Here is a 14,951-nt window from a genome sequence, read left to right as displayed (position 1 = left end):
GCTGATAGCCCTAGTACATCAGGTTAAGGTTGTGCAGAACCCCCTCCAGCTCCCCCTTGGAAAGGGGGAGAGCTACAGCATCAATCCAATGCCAAGAAGCGCTTCATTTCTGCAACGATTTGCTCGGCTTTAGGTTGGTCTTCCATTTCAGCGAAAATACGTAAAAGTGGCTCAGTGCCTGAGAAGCGGGCAATTACCCAGCCGCCATTTTTGAAGTAGACCTTAGCGCCATCTTCATAGCTTACTTTTTCCACTTCATAGTCAAATTCAGGCAGCTGTTTCTCTACGTAGATACGGTGGTAGAGAGACTCTTTCTGATTTGGTTTAAAGGTGCAATCCCCTTCTGCTGTGTAGGCGTAACCGTATTTAGCGTAAATTTCATCGAGCATTTCTGACAGTTTCTTGCCTGTAACACTGATCATTTCAACCAGTAGGCTAGAGGCGAATACACCATCCTTGCCTTTGATGTGGCCACGAATGGTCAGGCCGCCAGAGCTTTCACCACCAATCAATGAATCGTCTTCTTCCATCTTTGAGCTGATATGCTTAAAGCCGACTGGCACTTCGAAACACTTTTCACCGTGGTCTTCGGCTATCTTGTCCAGTAAGTGTGTCGTTGCTATGTTGCGCACCACTGAGCCTTGCCAGCCTTTGTATTCCAGCAAGTAATAGTACAGCAATATCAGCACTTCGTTCGGGTGGATAAAGTTACCTTTTTCATCAATGATACCGAGTCGATCAGCATCACCATCGGTACCGATCCCGATATCGTATCCTTCGGCGGCGACTAGGTGTTTGAGGCGATATAGTGTCGCCGCACTTGGAGACGGCATGAGGCCACCAAAGTCAGGGTTCTTGCCATCGTTGATTACGTCAACGTCACATCGACCATTAATCAGTACGGTTTGCAGGGCGTTCTTCGCCACACCGAACATAGGGTCAACTAAGACTTTCAAGTTGGCTTTTTTAATCGCTTCAATGTCGATGAAATTGATGATTGAGTCGACAAACTCGTTCATTGGGTTAATGAGCGTAATTGCCCCGCTGTCAATTGCGGCCTCAAAATCGATGTTTTGCACATCACTTTGGGTTAGAGATTCAATTTGCTGCTCAATTTTTGCGGTGATCACTTCGTCGGCATCACGACCGCCACGAATGAAGACTTTAACACCGTTATAGTCAGCTGGGTTGTGAGAGGCAGTGATACAAGCCGAGTAGGCGCAGTTCATCTCTTTGGCTTTGAACATCACGACAGGGGTAGGGACGAATTTGTTGATTAAGCTGACGTTAATGCCATTGGCTGCCAGTACTTGAGCAAACCAGCGCCCCGCTTTATCAGATAGAAAGCGGCGGTCATAACCGATAACAAACCCTTCTTCAGCAACGTTTTCATCTTTGATGATGTTCGCTACCGCTTGGGCAACTAAACATACATTGTCTTTGGTGAACTCTTCGCCAATAAATGCACGCCAGCCACCAGTACCAAATTTAATCATAACGAGTTCCTTCAAAAAGCAGTCACTCAAGGTAAGTGACTAAAAAGGCAGACCACCAATGCGGTCTGCCTGTCCTTGTTACCCAAGCACGACTTCAACTTGGTTGATAGAGCCTTCTGGCTGGATAGCAATCGCTCCTTCAACCAACTCACCGTTAAGTGTCATTTTGGCCACACCTTTGCTCACACCCGCTGGGTTGAGCACTTTGATCTGGTATGTTGCACCACGCCACTCACGAGTGACGCTAAACTCTGGCCAATCGGTCGGGATACAAGGGTCGATAGTCAATCCGTCAAAGCCAGTGCGAACACCAAGGATAAAGTTGGTGACGGCAAAGTAAGCCCATCCGGATGTACCGGTTAGCCATGGGTGGTTAGCTCGGCCATGGTCTTGGTGGTCTCGGCCCATGATGAACTGCACGTATGAGTAAGGTTCTGCGATACGCTTTTCGATCATATCGTTTTGGTTGTATGGGTTTAGGGCGTCGTAGAATTTCATCGCACGATCACCGCGGCCCAGTTTCGCTTCGGCAACCCAAGCCCAAGGGTTTGGATGAGAGAAGATAGCGCCGTTCTCTTTAACGCCTTGATATACGCGAGTTACAAAGCCAATGTCATCGTTTGGAGTCGCAAATGATGGGGCATTTAGGTGAAGGCCATACTCGGAATATAGGTTCTCATCGACAGCGTCCATTGCACTTGCACCACGCTCTGGTGAAGCCACGCCAGAGAGTACCGCTAGAGTGTTGGACTCAAGGTGGATACGGCCTTCGGTTTGCTGCGCAGTACCAATCTTGTCACCATCTTTGGTTAAGCCGCGAATGTACCAACCGCCTTCTTCATCCCAAAGGTGTGCTTCACATGCCTCACGCACGTTGGCTGCCATTTCACTGTACTTCTCAACATCGGCGTCTCGGCCTAGGTATTTTGCTAGGCTAATAAACTCTTCAATTGCCCAGTAGTGAAGGAAAGAAACCATGGCTGATTCACCACCGCCAAGGTTCAAGCAATCATTCCAGTCGGCGCGCAGCCCCTTACAGATCCCTGTTTGACCAACGTATTGCGCAGAGAAATCCAGCGCCGCTTTCATGTGTTCATAAACGCTCGCTTCACCACCATCTGCGTAAGGAATAACTTCGTCAAATAGCGCTTCTTCACCTGTTTCCATTACAAACTTACAGATAGTTGGTACTAGCCATAGATGATCGTCTGAACAGGTATCTTTGATGCCGTGGATCTTATCTTCGTCGGAAGGCGTTGGAACAACGGTTGGCGACTTGGAAGGCTCTACATCCGCCTTATCTGGGTCAAACCAGTCTGGATCAAACAGGTGTAAACCGTAGCCTGCTTTTACTTGTCCACGCAGAAGGTCAATGATGCGTTTGCGAGTCATGCTCGGGTTGGCATGAGGTACTGATATTGCGTCTTGCGCTGTATCTCGGTAGCCAAGGCCTGTACGTCCACCCACTTCGATGAAAGAGGCAAAGCGTGACCACACCACACAAGTCTCTGCTTGGTAAAGTGTCCAAGCGTTGATCATGGTGTCCAAGCCTTCGTTAGGTGAAGAGACTTGGAACTTGCTACAACGCTCATCCCAGTGCTGTTTGATTTGATCAAAGGCTTGATCCACGTTAGCAGGGTCTTGGTAGTGTTTGCGTAAGCGCTCGCCGTTGCCTTTACCGATGCCTAGTACATACGCAAAGCGAACTTCTTCACCCGGTTGAAGCACAAACTGCTTATGCAGAGAACCACAGTGGTTGTAACAGGTTTGAGCACTGTTAGAACATTGACCTTTTTCGACCGCAATTGGGTTGGCTTCATCACGGTAAAGACCGAGGAAGTTGTCACGTTGGCCATCGTAAGAATCTGGGTTAAAGGTGGATGCTAAGTAGTAAAAACCTTCAAAATCATCGGTGTTGTAGTATAGGTCATACTCCAGCACACCATCTTTGTACTCGGTACCTGCTGAGTACAGTGACATTTGATGGTTTTGGTTGTCTGAGGCGATATGGCTAAAGGAAAACTCGACAAACGAGAAAGCACTAATGGTGCGTGCAGTGTCAGAGGTGTTTTTAATTACCACATCCCACACTTCTGCATCTTCCCCTTTCGGCACAAACAGGGTTTTGGTTGCTTCAATGCCGTTGTAATCACACTTAAATTTGGAGTAAGACAGGCCATGGCGAACTTCGTAGCTGGCTTCATCAAGAGACTTTGCCACTGGCTGCCATGAAATAGACCAGTAATCACCCGTTTGATCGTCTCTTAGGTACACATAGTGCCCCGGGCGGTCAAAGCTTGCGTTCGGGCGGAACTTAGTTACACGGTTGTATTCAGGAGAGTTGTAAAACGAGTAGCCACCCGCATTTTGCGAGATGACGGTACAGAACTTCTCAGTGCCTAGGTAGTTGGTCCATGGCGCTGGCACATCTGGTCGAGTGATGACGTATTCTCGATTGTCGTTGTCGAAATAGCCGTATTTCATTGCTGTTATTCCTTTCTTCTGGGGCGATATTGCTTGGCCGCTGCGCCCTGTAAAAACTAAATCTATATTTCCAAAAAGCTATTTAGCCCATGGGCTTCTAAAACCAATGCCTTGGCGTTGTAAATGAGATAAGTGACTCTTTAATCTTGATAAGTAATCAAGCCAGTCTTTATTGTCTTTTGTTGTCCAGCACACCTCTGCAATGGCGGATAATCTTGGGTTAACCATGTATTCAAATCGTTGTTGGTCGTGAATAAGTTCACACCATAAAGCGCATTGAACTCCCCAGATCCGGTTGCGGATTGGGTCGTTATCAGCGATCTCTTGCAATGGTTGATAGTGATAAGTCGCTTCGAGTGGCAGTGGGTTGGCCCAATCCACCCCTGGCTCTTCTGGCGCAAAATCTTGGGTCATGTCGAGATAGGTGGTTTGCCCCGGTTGAAGCACCACATCAAAGCCATTTTTAGCGCACTCGAGGGCGGCTTTTTCGCTCAGCCAAGAGTAAATCACAGTATCTTTGCTGACCTTATTGCCATGTTGAGCCTCTTCCCAGCCCAACATACGTTTACCTAGCTGCTTCAGTTTGCGCTCTGCATAACGCAGCAAATGGCCTTGTAACTCTTTAGGGTCGGTATAGCCGTGCTTCTCCATCATGGCTTGGCATTTTGGGCTATCGACCCAAACACCCTCTGGTACCTCATCGGCACCAATGTGTAAGTAAGGTGCTGGGAAAAGCGCCGCTACTTCTTCAAGCACTTTGTCGAGGAAGGTGTAAGTCCCTTCTAGTGCTGGGTTAAGGATATTGTCGTTGTAATACTGGATGCTGCGGTAATCGGAGCGGTCTTCAGCATCAACCAAAAGTTCTGGTAGTGCTTTAATGGCAGCACGGCAATGACCCGGAATATCGATTTCGGCAATAACCGTGATCCCTCGTGCTTTCGCATAAGCAATGACATCTTTGACTTCTTCTTGGGTGTAGTAGCCGCCATAGCGCTGATTCAAGTGACTATATTGTGGTGATAGTGCTTCACCTACACCACGCCATGCCCCGACTTGGGTGAGCTGCGGCAATGACTTGATTTCAATGCGCCAACCTTCATCATCAGTAAGGTGCCAATGGAAGTGGTTAAACTTGTACTGAGCCAGTTGGTTGATCAGTTGTTTCACTTGCTCAACACTATGGAAGTGCCTTGCACAATCGAGCATCATGCCACGGTAGCGGTATTGAGGCTTATCGTGAACATTGACGCAAGGCAGCAATAAGCTCACTTGTTGGCCTGAGATGATTTGAAGCAGTGTCGCAGCTGCGTGCAAAAAGCCTTCACTGGAGCCCGCTTCGAGCTTTACGCCTTGTGAGGTGATGCAAAGTCGGTATTCGCTAATGTCAAACGTCGGGTTGTGCGCAAATTCGATTTCTCCTCGAGTCGCGAGCTCAAGATTTGCGTCGGTGTACTGGTTAAGCTCAGAGCTTAACCAGTGACAGGCTTTTAATGCTAAATCGGTGTCGGTCTCTACCGAGGTTACTTGGGCGAAATCGAAGTAGCCATCAGTGCGTTTGAGCTCGGCAGGTTTTGGAATGATGGCAAGTTCTGCTGGCGCAACATCTGGAACACTTTCTCTTTCAGCATAAGGGCTTGCGAGTACAATCGGCGTAATGTCCACTTCGTAACGCTCACCATCGGCTTGCAAAAAGGCATCGTCGATACCGTCGCTGAGAAAGCGAAATGGTGCGGTAAAGATCTCAAACTCCACGTAGAAGTGATGATTAGCCGGCAGTGGTGTAAGGGGATCAGGGGAGAGCAGGCAGTAGCTCCCCACCTGATGTATTTTTCCTTGTGTCAGAGACGTTGGTTGAATAAATCGATCTACGGCAAAATGGAGCTGCCAATCATTCAGCGGTTGGTCGCTTAAGTTATGCAGGGTTAAGCCAAAGCGTGCAACACGATCGACTTCTGACAATACAACAAGATCAACACGATATTTCATCGATAACTCCTATTGTACCGAGTACAAGTTGTGCTGGGGTTGATTGGCCATCATGAGTGCGCCTTCGATGGCATCGGCATGAGGTTCGACCAACCATTGACGGACAGGCGGGGCCAGCCACTCGACAATGCGCTCACCGATGCTACCCATCAAGGCAATCCGAGTAGCCCCTCGTTGGTTAAGTGCTGTCAGGTACATTTCGATATCGGCGGCAGTCTGCTTAAGCAGTTTGATTGCGAGGCTGTCTCCTAATGCAGCGTGTTCAAAGATGGCCGGGCTAAATTGACCATAGTCACAAGGCCTTGCAGTTTTAGACCAGTCCACGATGGCATCGATATCGTGTTTGAAATGTTCAAGCACGTTTTCGGCAAGTGCAGTTTTTTCAACGATACCGTCATTGGCGAGTAAAACTTGCTGGATAAGGTGTAGCCCCATGACAGCGCCGCCGCCTTGATCTGAAATCGGGAACTCTCGACCACCAACCACCTGCTGCTGGCCATCTTGTAGATAAATGCCACAAGAACCTGTTCCTGCGATCATAATGGCGCCGTTTTCACCTTGGTGAGCACCGAGACATGCACCATAGGCATCAGTATTGAGTACCATGGACGCAAAAGGGTGCGAGGCTTTCATAAAGTCTTGCCAAGCGGACTGTTGTTCTGCGCCCGCCAGCGCAAGGCCCAGATGCATTGCGGATAAATCATCACCGCTTAGTCCGGCTTGCGTTGCTGCAAGTGTCACGGCCTCGATAATGGACTGCAACGCCACATCGGTCCCAAGCAAGATGTTGGCACTGCCTGTTTTGGCTTCAGCTAGGACTTCACCTTGGATGTTTTTAATTCGGGCGCGGCAAGAGGTGCCACCGCCGTCAATTCCAACTAACCATGTCATGATGCTGACTCCTCTTCAGTGGTGTGACTAAACTGACTCGCTACTGCGAGCAAAAGCCATGCGCCATGTGGGATCCACTGTTCACCCCAGCGCCAGTTTTGCAGCATGTCATCTTTTTGTTTTGGTGGGTTAAAGGCAATATCTTGCTCGTCATCGAAACCAGAAGTAATGCCATTACACACCCCACCTTTGGCATTGAAGAAGCCAAGTTGTGGTAGGTAATCCGGGTTGTTATGCCCTTTGCCATCGATCATGCACATATCGTATGGGTTTAAGCCGAGAATCCAGTTTAGGCAGTGCTGTGCATAATTGAGTCCGCGTTGAGCTGCGGGCTTACTCAGCCATGGCAGTGCAAGCCAAACCATGCTTGCCAGCGATGCAATACGGGCGTTTTCACCTTGCCACCAGTATCCAGTTTCGTTGTTGTGGGCGACAAAAAAGGCATCGTGTTTCGCAGAGTCGACTGGTTTTACGTATTGGCGAGGGTAGCCAAATGGGTTGGCGACTTTGGCACTGATGTCGAGCTCAAAATTGACCGCATTCTCAACGATTTCTTGTACACGCTGCTGATATAGCAAGTCTGTTTCTATGTCTAGATATTCACATAAACTGATCACTGGAAGCCCAGCTTCTGCGGCGTGAAAGTATGGACGCTCACCATTATCGGTCGCTGACCAGAAATTATCGATCTGACTATCGCTCTGCTGGCGTGCCCCCAAACGCAGTGCCCATTCTCGCGACTGCTCTAGGTAACGCATATCGCTGGTGGCACGGTAGAGCTCAACCGCAGCAAGTAGCGCACAATACTCATCGATGATGTTTTCTCTGCCATCATCTAGGTAGTTTGAGTTGTGCTCTATTAGATGCCAGTAGCCACGTTCTGCGCACTCTAGGTAGTGCGCATTTGAAAAGTCGCCGTGTGTGCTTAGGCTTGCTGTTTTTGCGAGTGCCGCAATGGCAATGCCTCCTCCTTGACGAAACGCAGCTTGATAGGCGTCAGTTTTATTGCCTTGTTGCGTTTCGTAAGCACAGATCTCCCGTTGCTTAGTGTCTTTGCTCCATTGGTCAAAGACGGTCATGTAAAAGAAACCCTCAGGGCTTTGCATACGCACTAAAAAATCTGCACCAAATAGTGCCTCTTCGATTAGTCGAACCTGAGAAAATGCTGCGAAGTCGGAGCGCTCCTCCAATAACTCCAGACCTTTCAACATATTCCAAACCACCATAGGGGTTTGCTGAGGGTTAAAAAAATTGCTGTAGGAAAGGTGACTTAAGTACTTACTTACGTCGCCTGATGCGTCATACCAGCCACCGTGGACGTCGACAACTTTTGAGCTGCCAACGATCGGGGCTTGCTGGTCTTGACGGTCAAAAACACCGCTACAACGTTGAGATTTAAAATAGTGCAGCAGATCGGAAAAACAGTGCTGCATGGCCACACCTTGGCCAATCTCAAAAACGTGTGATTGGATGTCTTCAAGCTTTAAATAGTAGTGACCACATTTGTCGAGATGCGAAAAATCGACAGTACAAAAGTAGCCATGGTGCCAGCGAGCTACACGCATCGCTGGACTTGCACTTATGCTTGCCTGAACTGTATGACTTTGGGCGCAGACCACTTCCACATTACTCAGTGAACTTGATTGTGCCCCCATCAGCAAAACAGCCTGCTTGCTGCCGTCTACTTCATAGCCGATGTGATTAGTTAGGATTTGCATCAATTATTCCTTCAATAATCGCCGTGAGGCGATCAGTTTTCGTATAGGTAGCAACGAACAAAGTGGTTATCAGAGAGCTGAGTCACGCCTGGTAGTTGTTCACGACACTTATCGGAGGCGTGGGTACAACGACCAGCAAATGGACAACCTGCTGACTCTGGCGTCCAAAGAGGAATTTCCCCTTTGTTACCTTTTAATTTTTCATGGATAGACTTTTTAGGGTCTGGTACCGCTGAAACAAGCAGTTGAGTATATGGGTGCTGAGGATCGTGAATGATCTCTTCCGTATCTCCCCACTCAACCATATGTCCGACATACATCACCGCAAGATCTTCGGCGATATAGCGCGCAGTGGCGATATCGTGAGTAATGTAAAGCAGGGACATCTCTTTCTCGAATTTCATCTCTTCCATTAGGTTTAGAACACCCGCTCGGATAGAGACATCGAGCATCGAGGTTGGCTCATCGGCTAACACGACTTCTGCTCCAACGGCGATATTACGGGCCAAGTTGACACGTTGGCGTTGGCCACCAGACAGCTGATGGGGGAACTTCTGAGCTGTCTCTTTTGGTGGGATCAAGCCAACTTGCTCAAGCAGGTCGTAAACTCGCTCTTCAAGTTCTTTTTTGTTACGCGGGTCTACCTTCTTGTGGATCAGTAGCGGTCGCGCAATATGGTGGAAAATATTGTGTGTCGGGTTGAGTGAACCAAACGGGTCTTGCCACACCATCTGCACGCCTTCACGGTAGTGCATAGTATCTTTACGGCTGGTGATCGATTGAATATCACGCCCTTTGTATTCGATGGTGCCGCCTGTTGGCGCATACATTTTGGCTATCATTTTCGCCGTCGTCGACTTACCACTGCCGGACTCGCCGACCACCGATAGCCCGCGGCTTTTGTACATTTTGAATGATACGTCGTTGATCGCTCGCATCATTGGTTGTTGAAGGGCATTACTGGTAATTGGGAAGTCTTTTACTAGGTTTTTGCCTTCGACCAGTAGTTCGCCAAATTTATTGCTCATAATTATTGTCTCCAGTTGCTCAGTGCTAGCGGTCAGGGTTTAAGCCCTGACCTGAGCGATAGGCTCACCGTATAGGTGGCAGTTGGATAGTCGATTCGTTTCAATAGTTCTTAGTGCTGTTGCTTGAGTGCGACAGGCTTCGTGTACACGGTCACAGCGTGCTTGGAAACGACATCCTTGAGGTATCTCTAACAAGTTCAATGGATTGCCTGGGATACCTTCGAGTTTAGTTTTTGGCCCTGTCAGTGGTGGGAAAGAGCTTCCTAGACCACGGGTATACGGATGGTATGGGTTATCCAAAATCTCTTTTGACGGTGCGACTTCAATTAATTCACCCGAATACATAATGCCGATGCGATCTGAGAATTCGACCATCAGTGATAAGTCATGAGTAATGAACAGAATCGAAAAGCCAAACTCTTCTTTCAGTGCATAAATCTTTTGCAGAATTTCGCGCTGAACGACCACGTCTAGAGCTGTGGTCGGCTCATCCATGATGATCATTTTTGGATTCAGAGCGAGTGCAATGGCGATAACCAAACGCTGACGCATGCCCCCAGAGAACTGGTGAGGGTAATCGGTCAATCGGCTCGGGTGAATATCGACAATTTCCAGCAGACCTTCGGCGCGAACTTTTGCTTGCTCACGAGTCATATTGGTATGACGCATGATCACATCGCAAAATTGCTCTTCCATTGTCAGCACTGGGTTCAAAGCGTTCATGGCACTTTGGAATACCATCGACATTTCGCTCCAGCGGAAAGACTGCATGCGCTCATCGCTGTAATCGAGAATGTTCTCACCGTTGAAAATCACCTCACCACCAGTGATAAATGCGGGCGGCTTGTGAAGACGCATTAGCGAGAAGGCAACGGTTGATTTACCACAGCCAGACTCTCCCGCTAGGCCAAATACCTCGCCCGGCGCAATGTCAAAGCTGACGTTGTTACAGGCGCGCACGTCGCCTGCATCGGTAATGTAGTCCACACATAGGTTGCGGATCGAAATTAGTGGTTCAGTCATCTTATTTATCTCCGCTCCAAAGTGCATTTTGAGGTGCCATCTCTGGCGTACGATCTTTTTTGTCTTGCTCTGCTAGTTTCTTCCAACGCTTCATGCCTTTGTGAGAGCGTAGCTGAGGGTTAGCCACTTCATCGACGGCGAAGTTAAGTAGGGCAAGGCCCGTTACTAGTAGTGTCAGAGCGATACAAGGGCCGATAAGCTCCCACCAAGCACCGATAAGCATTGAAGAAGACGCCTGTACGTTGTAAAGCATGATGCCCCAGCTCACTGTGTTCGGGTCACCTAGACCTAGGAACGAGATGATGGCTTCCATCATGATGGCGTACATCACCGAGCCGATGAAGCTTGCGCCAACGATTGGGATTAGGTTAGGTAGAATCTCAACAAAGATGATGCGCCAAGACGACTCGCCTAGAACTTCTGCAGCCTTTACAAACTCTTTTTCACGTAATGCTAGGGTTTGTGAACGTATGACCCTCGCACCCCACGCCCAGGAAGTACAACCTATGATGATGGCGATGGTAAGTGGACCAGCTTCACCGATAAATGCCGCCAGTACAAACAGTAGTGGGTACTGAGGAATGACCAGCATGATGTTCATAGCTGCGGTGAGAATGTCGTCGACACGACCACCAAAGTAACCTGCTGAGATACCAATTACGGTCGCTAGGAAACATACGGTGATACCTGCACCAAAACCTACTGCTAGCGATACGCGTGCGCCGTAAGCCAGTTGTGACCATACGTCACGACCCATACGTGTGGTACCCAGTACGTGGTCGGCCTTTTTCGACATGATCATGGTACGGCGGTCAGTCGCAAGATTTTCTGCAACCCAGCCATCAGGGTTCGCTTTGGCCATTTTTACAACAAATCCAGGGTATTCGTGTGGGTTACCCGTACGCTTATCTGGTGCGTGCTTGGTGATCAGCGGGGCAAAAAGTGCCACAAACAAGAACACCATTAGGATGATTAAGCCAAAGCGTGCGACTGAGTTACGAGCAATCAGTTTAAATAAATCTTTCATGATTATTTGCCTCCCTTACGCAGGCGAGGGTCAAGCACAACATAAAGCATGTCTGCCAATAGGTTAAAGAACAGCATGAACAGCGTCATGATTAGTAGCTGACCTTGAAGAACTTGGTAGTCACGAGCGTGAATAGCGTTTAGTAGTACGGTGCCAAGTCCTGGGTAGTTAAAGATGATTTCAACAATAAGCTGACCACCAATCGCCATACCCAGCGACATAGATAGTGCGGTCACACTTGGAAGTAGGGCGTTACGTGCAGCGTAGTTAAACACCACGCGGTTTTCGCTCAGGCCCTTACCTTTAGCCATGGTGATGTAGTCTTCACCTAGCAGGTTAATCATGTTGTTACGCATGTTCACAAGGAAGCCGCCAACTTGAACAATCGAGGCACAGAACAGTGGTAGAACAGCGTGATAAGCAACGTCTTTGTAGAATGCAAAGCTAGTCCAATCTGGCACTACACCTGCAGTGTAGGCGTAGCCAGTTGGGAACCAACGAAGGCCGATAGCAAAGATGAACATCGCAAGCATGGCGATAACCACCTGTGGAACGGCTTGAACGATCAACATGCCTGGAGTGATGAAGGTATCGAACTTACTGCCTCGACGCCACGCGGCAAAGATGCCCAAAATGGAGCCAAGTGAGAACGAGAGGATTACTGCGGTACCCGCCAAAAATAGTGACCAACCAAAGGCACCACCCAGCAATTCGTTAACGCTTAGAGGGTAGAATTTGATTGAAGTACCTAGCTCCCAGTTAAGGATGCTTTTGATGTACGTGAAGTATTGGACATAGATAGGCCCATCAACGAAACCAAGTAGCTCTTTCATTGCAGCAATACGTTCAGGGGTTACCTGAGTACTGGCGTTGGCGAACATCATAGTGACCGGATCACCCGGCATAGCTCTTGGTATAATGAAATTAAGTGTGGCAGCAAATAAAAGCGCTACCAAATAGAACGACAAACGTCTTAAAAAATATCCCATAACTTTTACCTTACTCACCCAGCTTTTGACCTGATTCTGGGTTCAGGCTGTCCTTTTTAGAACGAGTTGTCCCCTGACGACGAGCGCCATACCTTTAATTAAAGAGAGGGGAAAGTGTTTGATAGGCGGTGCACCGAAGTGCACCGCAGGGTTTATAGCTTATTGAACTGGTTTCAAATCAAGAACGTGTAGTAGACGCTCAGGGATGCCTGCCCAGATGTTTGGACGACCTTTCGGGTTCTTCTCATTCCACCAGCCAGTGAAGCGAGTTGTGTTGTACTGGTACATGTAAGCACCAGACATTACAGGAACCGTTACTTGGTTAGATGCAATGATCTGCTGGATGCCGTGAGCGATTTCAACTTGCTCATCTTTATCCGCCGTCTTGTAGAAGCTGTCTAGTAGCGTGTCTAGCTTCTTATCGTTAAAGAAGTGCATCGCAAAGCGTGGCATACCTGCACCTTGTTGTAGGTTTGAGTGGTATGCACTGTTCCAGTATAGGTGTGGGTCTGCACCGTGGAAGTAGTTAGTGTAAGCCACGTCATACGTACCTTTCACCATCGCTTCGTTGTATACCGCAAACTCAGGCGTACGAGCACGTGCGTTGATACCCGCTTCTTGAAGCTGCTCTACCGCTAGCTGTACTGTGTTGTTGAAGTCAGTCCAACCGTTAGGAGATTGAATTAGTAGCTCTAGGTTCTTACCTGATGGAGTTTCAACAAAACCGTCGCCGTCTAGGTCTTTAAAGCCAGCTTTTTTCAGCAATGCTTTAGAACCATCAACATTGTAGGTGTTGAACTTCTGGTACTTCTTGTGCGTTTCTTCGTCAGACCAAGACTCAAATGCGTAACCTAGACCAGATGCGAAGTCATTCACCGTACCGCCACCGTAGAATGCGATATCGATGATAGTTTGACGGTCAATCGCCATAGAGAATGCACGACGGAAGTCTACGTTAGTTAGAGCTTCGTTCTTCGCAGCATCCGGGTTTTTGAAGTTAAGCACGAATGCTTGAGTGCCTGATGGCGGGTACCAGTACTGGTGGTTAGGACTCGCCGCAGCGTAAGTGCGATCGATGTCTGGGATGAATGAAGAAGTCCAATCCAGTTCAGAGTTTACAATCTTACCTAGTAGTTGGTCGTTGTTTGCGATTTGTGGAACACGCAGACAATCAACGTCTAGGTTGTCATTGTCCCAGTAGTTCGGGTTACGACACTGAACGTAAAGTTGAGGAGTGAAAGTATCAACTTCAGTAAATGGACCAGTACCTACTGGGTTTTCGTTAGAGAAAGATGCTGGATCTTCGACCTTAGACCAAACGTGCTCAGCGACGATTGGTACTAGAGAAATCTCATAAGGTACGTTTGAGTTTGCTTCTGTTAGACGGAAACGAACTTGGTATTCGTTTACACGCTCAACGTTAGATACCCACTTGTTGATACCACGCTGGTCTAGATCTGGATTCTCTCGTAGTAGCTTGTATGAGAAAACGACATCGTCAGCTGTGAATGTTTGACCATCAGACCACTTAACACCTTTACGGATATCAAATGTTACTGTCATTAGGTCATCAGACATACGGTAGTCTTCTGCCAAACGCATTGTTGGGGTGTTTCCATGCATTTCGTTGAAGACAACTAGTGGCTCGTAAACAAAGTCAGTTGTTGTACGTAGGTTAGTTGGTAGGTACGGGTTGAAGTTGCGTACAAGTGTTGGGTAGAAGTCTGCGACAACTGTTAGTTCAACACGGTCAGCGGCAGTTGCTGGTGCAACAGTTGTTGCTGCAGCGATTACTGCGGCTGCCAGAGCTGTCTTCTTAATATTGGCAAGCATAGCTGTTCCTTACTCATTGCTTTTTATTTCACTAAATGGATGTGAATGTCATCAATTGATAAACACTCGCCGCAAACTATCCCTTTCTTTCCAACCGATGATTTCCTCAACTGTGGAAATTCTGGGTGGCCTATAGCTGCGGTCAAGGCTAAGAAAACACCTGAAAGCGTTTCTGGTCAAACAGGAGTTACGTTAAAAACGTTAATATCAGCTATGTCTCCGTTATTTTCGTTAATTTCGGCTAGAATGACTCAGAATTGTATGAATTTTAAACTGTGATCATGATCGATAAAGTGATTGGCATGCAGTATTCTTGTTAGTGGTTACTTACTCTTTGAGTATTTGTTTTATTGGGTTTTATGGCTTGAGGTATATTTGTTGATATACGTCACTTTCGATTTTTACGTTAATTTAAAGAAGAAAAATAAATTCAACAAATTGTTGTGATTGTGTTCGCAATCTAGCTATAAAACCAG

The 14,951-nt window shown here is 47.9% G+C and carries 10 protein-coding genes; all 10 read right to left on the bottom strand.

Features of this window, described 5'->3' with window-relative positions; translation table 11 throughout:
• Window positions 1-80: 80 nt before the first annotated feature.
• The 10 genes from J4N39_RS12050 to J4N39_RS12005 all read right to left on the bottom strand — a co-directional run bounded on the left by J4N39_RS12050 (window position 81) and on the right by J4N39_RS12005 (window position 14,475).
• Window positions 81-1,496 (bottom strand): phosphoglucomutase/phosphomannomutase family protein, encoded by a 1,416-nt coding sequence (locus tag J4N39_RS12050; RefSeq protein WP_252019704.1) that lies wholly within the window; start codon window positions 1,494-1,496, stop codon window positions 81-83.
• A 78-nt stretch (window positions 1,497-1,574) separates the two neighbouring features.
• On the bottom strand, window positions 1,575-3,980 hold the full coding sequence (locus J4N39_RS12045; protein ID WP_252019701.1) for a glycoside hydrolase family 94 protein: 2,406 nt from the start codon (window positions 3,978-3,980) through the stop codon (window positions 1,575-1,577).
• Window positions 3,981-4,058: 78 nt separating this feature from the next.
• On the bottom strand, window positions 4,059-5,966 hold the full coding sequence (locus J4N39_RS12040; RefSeq protein WP_252019699.1) for a beta-N-acetylhexosaminidase: 1,908 nt from the start codon (window positions 5,964-5,966) through the stop codon (window positions 4,059-4,061).
• A 9-nt stretch (window positions 5,967-5,975) separates the two neighbouring features.
• Complete coding sequence (locus J4N39_RS12035) at window positions 5,976-6,857, bottom strand: glucosamine kinase nucleotide-binding domain-containing protein (protein ID WP_252019697.1); 882 nt, start codon at window positions 6,855-6,857, stop codon at window positions 5,976-5,978.
• On the bottom strand, window positions 6,854-8,575 hold the full coding sequence (locus J4N39_RS12030) for a glycoside hydrolase family 9 protein (RefSeq protein WP_252019693.1): 1,722 nt from the start codon (window positions 8,573-8,575) through the stop codon (window positions 6,854-6,856). The genes J4N39_RS12035 and J4N39_RS12030 overlap by 4 nt, the downstream gene beginning before the upstream one ends.
• Before the next feature lie 32 nt (window positions 8,576-8,607).
• Window positions 8,608-9,603: an ABC transporter ATP-binding protein gene (locus J4N39_RS12025; protein ID WP_252019690.1), complete on the bottom strand. Its 996-nt coding sequence runs from the start codon at window positions 9,601-9,603 to the stop codon at window positions 8,608-8,610.
• 39 nt (window positions 9,604-9,642) lie between these two features.
• Complete coding sequence (locus tag J4N39_RS12020; protein ID WP_252019687.1) at window positions 9,643-10,626, bottom strand: ABC transporter ATP-binding protein; 984 nt, start codon at window positions 10,624-10,626, stop codon at window positions 9,643-9,645.
• A gap of 1 nt (window position 10,627) precedes the next feature.
• Window positions 10,628-11,653 carry an ABC transporter permease gene (locus tag J4N39_RS12015; protein WP_252019685.1) on the bottom strand — a complete coding sequence of 342 codons (1,026 nt, stop codon included), beginning with the start codon at window positions 11,651-11,653 and terminating at the stop codon, window positions 10,628-10,630.
• Between the two features lie 2 nt (window positions 11,654-11,655).
• Complete coding sequence (locus tag J4N39_RS12010; RefSeq protein WP_252019682.1) at window positions 11,656-12,642, bottom strand: ABC transporter permease; 987 nt, start codon at window positions 12,640-12,642, stop codon at window positions 11,656-11,658.
• A gap of 159 nt (window positions 12,643-12,801) precedes the next feature.
• A complete protein-coding gene (locus tag J4N39_RS12005; RefSeq protein WP_252019678.1) occupies window positions 12,802-14,475 on the bottom strand; it encodes an ABC transporter substrate-binding protein in 1,674 nt (557 codons plus the stop codon).
• Window positions 14,476-14,951 lie beyond the last annotated feature (476 nt).

The sequence above is a fragment of the Vibrio sp. SCSIO 43136 genome (assembly GCF_023716565.1).
Taxonomy (GTDB): Bacteria; Pseudomonadota; Gammaproteobacteria; order Enterobacterales; family Vibrionaceae; genus Vibrio.
This window is presented reverse-complemented; position numbering and strand designations above follow the sequence as displayed.

Coding starts and splice junctions, on each gene's coding strand:
- J4N39_RS12035 (WP_252019697.1), bottom strand. CDS start 6,857: ATGACATGGTTAGTTGGAATTGACGGCGGTGGCACCTCTTGCCGCGCC.
- J4N39_RS12025 (WP_252019690.1), bottom strand. CDS start 9,603: ATGAGCAATAAATTTGGCGAACTACTGGTCGAAGGCAAAAACCTAGTA.
- J4N39_RS12015 (WP_252019685.1), bottom strand. CDS start 11,653: ATGAAAGATTTATTTAAACTGATTGCTCGTAACTCAGTCGCACGCTTT.
- J4N39_RS12020 (WP_252019687.1), bottom strand. CDS start 10,626: ATGACTGAACCACTAATTTCGATCCGCAACCTATGTGTGGACTACATT.
- J4N39_RS12030 (WP_252019693.1), bottom strand. CDS start 8,575: ATGCAAATCCTAACTAATCACATCGGCTATGAAGTAGACGGCAGCAAG.
- J4N39_RS12040 (WP_252019699.1), bottom strand. CDS start 5,966: ATGAAATATCGTGTTGATCTTGTTGTATTGTCAGAAGTCGATCGTGTT.
- J4N39_RS12005 (WP_252019678.1), bottom strand. CDS start 14,475: ATGCTTGCCAATATTAAGAAGACAGCTCTGGCAGCCGCAGTAATCGCT.
- J4N39_RS12045 (WP_252019701.1), bottom strand. CDS start 3,980: ATGAAATACGGCTATTTCGACAACGACAATCGAGAATACGTCATCACT.
- J4N39_RS12010 (WP_252019682.1), bottom strand. CDS start 12,642: ATGGGATATTTTTTAAGACGTTTGTCGTTCTATTTGGTAGCGCTTTTA.
- J4N39_RS12050 (WP_252019704.1), bottom strand. CDS start 1,496: ATGATTAAATTTGGTACTGGTGGCTGGCGTGCATTTATTGGCGAAGAG.